Consider the following 2,519-nt stretch of genomic DNA (forward strand, 5'->3'; position numbering starts at 1 on the left):
GGGTGCAGGGCAAAGCCCTGCTGGTAATGTGCGGCGTTTCACAAAAGCGAATGCGCAAGCATTCGCGCACGCCGCACAGATTTGTGCCCCAAAGGGGCACTCTTTGGGAGGGCGGACGCCCAACATGCACAGTTTCGCTTCTGGCAACAGTGAGGAAATTGGCAAATGCGCTTGCCCTGCAGAACATGGTTGATTCTTGGACAAAGTGGTTTACAATAAAGTATTGATCCTTGTACAAAATCGGCCCATTGTGCTGGCCGAAGCATGCCGCTGGAGGTAGGGTGAATATTCGTTTGCGCCCCAAATTAATCATACTTTTTCTACTGTCTGCCCTGGTCACACTCCTGATCACCGGCTGGATGATGAGCCGCTGGCTGGCCGAAACGAGCAATGAAGCCGCCCGCAGCCGCGCCGCAACCATCCTGGAAATCAAGAAAAATCGCATGGAACAACATATCGCCCGCTATCGCAGCGATATGGAGTTGCTGGCCAATGGCGCACAATCCCTGCTGGTGACCCAGACTACCACACCCCCACAGGCAGAACGGCTGGAAAGCCTGCGCGATCTCTATGCCGCCGCCGTGCAAAAACAACTGCAAGAGTGGCTGCAAGAGGTGGAACGACAGGCCGCCAGCGAAACCATAATCAAACAGTTGGCCACCATCGATTGGGTCTTTCGCGATGGCGGAGAAAAGATCACCAGCGAACGCTGGCCAGTCTTGGCCGCTACCATGACCCCCGCTCTCAATCGACTGCGCGAAAAATTGGGTTTTGATAATCTGTATCTGGTTTCAGCACTGGGCAACGTGGTGTTGAGCGCCCAAAATGATCCGCTTCTGGGCAAAAATATCAGCCGAGGCCCCCTGAAAGATCTGGGCATCGGCAAACTTTTTGCCGATGGCTTGCAGCACAGTATGTTGCTTGGCTTTGCCATTTTCCCACCCCTGGAACAGCAGGCCATAGGCTGGCTGGCCGCACCCATCCGCAAAGAGGGTAAAGCAATCGGTATGCTGGTGGCACGCATCGCGCCAACCACACTGGCCCGCGTGCGCCCAGCAGTGGAAGAGAGCGAAAAAGCCATCCGCTTTCAACTGATTGGCCCGGATCGTCTGCGTTATCTGGAAAGCAGCGGCACAACTGCCCCCACCGCAACAGCCCGCAAACCAGAAGCAATCACCTCCCCGGCAGCTCTGGCTGCCCTGTCAGGCAACAAAGGAGCAGGCAACAGCAAAGGCAGCAACGGACAACCTCTGTTAAGCGCCTGGACACCACTGCAAATGTTGCCACCGCCGCAAGGCCCGGATCTCTCCTGGGCCGTGCTGGTGGAACAACCTATCGCGCAAACACTCTCCACCGATCCCAAACAAGGGGTGCCCCTCTACAAGCAACAGTTGGAACAAGGCGGCTATTATGATCTCTTTTTGGTACAACCCGATGGCGAGATCGTCTATTCGCTGGCTAAACAGGCCGATTTTGCAACCAATCTGCTGAATGGTCCCTATGCACAAACCAATCTGGGCCGCTTGATCCAACAGGTGTTGGCCAAACCCGCCTTTGCCATGACCGATTATGAACCCTATCCCCCCAGCAACAACGAGCCAGCCGCCTTCATGGCGCAACCACTGCTGCAAGAGGCAACCATCAAAGCGGTGGTGGCCGTGCAACTGCCGATGGAGCTGTTGACCAACTTGATGCAGCATCGCGATGGTCTGGAAAGCGATGGCGACGCCTATTTGGTCGGTCCCGATTTTCGCTTGCGTTCCGATTCGTTGCGCGACCCGCAAAACCATTCGGTAGTGGCCTCTTTTGCCGGCAATCTGGCCACCAATGGCGCACAAAATGAGGCGGTCCAGGCAGCCCTGAGCGGCAAAACAGGGCTCTTGCTGGGTAAAAATTGGCGCGGAGAGCCGGTCTATACCGCCTATGCCCCTTTGGCTCTGGGCAATGGCGTCAACTGGGCGGTGATCACCGAAACACCCATGCTCCTGGGGGGAATGCCAATGCAACGGTTTCCCCTGTCGATCTGGCTGGCGGCAGTGGCCTCCCTCATGGTGGCCATGCTGTTGGGCTGGTGGAGCTCCGAACTGTTGAGCAGTGGTCTGCTGGCCAATCTGGAAGCGCTGCAATGGTTGCGCAAAGGCAAACAGCCAGTGACCCCTTTGCCGGAAGGCAAAGATGAGTTGGGCCAACTGTCTCGCGAAGTCCGCTTGCTGGCAGAACGCTGGCAACATACGGGACAACGCTTGCGCGAATCAGGCAAACAGATTGCCCACTTGGGCAAAGATATGGCCATCATGGCGCAACAGGCACCACGCGATCCGTTGCTGGTGGATCTGGAAAGCGGTGAAGCGATAAGACAAGAGATTGCCGCCCGCATTCAACAACATCTCAAACAGATTCAAAACTTGCAACAGATCATGACCCGTATCACCCACCATGCCCTGCAAGGCAAAGGGACCCTGGAGCAGGCTCAACAGGCAGCCAAAGAGGTGGCAGAAAAGGCAGCGCAATTTGCCGAA

At 56.3% G+C, this 2,519-nt stretch carries 2 protein-coding genes; both read left to right on the plus strand.

Features of this window, described 5'->3' with window-relative positions; all coding sequences use genetic code 11:
• Positions 1–227: hypothetical protein (locus EJP87_RS18700; RefSeq protein WP_227657689.1), on the plus strand; the 227-nt coding region annotated here is incomplete at its 5' end.
• Positions 228–281: 54 nt separating this feature from the next.
• A partial coding sequence (locus EJP87_RS15360; RefSeq protein WP_193771439.1) for a cache domain-containing protein occupies positions 282–2,519 on the plus strand: 2,238 nt, incomplete at its 3' end.

It is taken from the genome of Candidatus Magnetaquicoccus inordinatus (assembly GCF_004217665.1).
Lineage (GTDB): Bacteria > Pseudomonadota > Magnetococcia > Magnetococcales > Magnetaquicoccaceae > Magnetaquicoccus > Magnetaquicoccus inordinatus.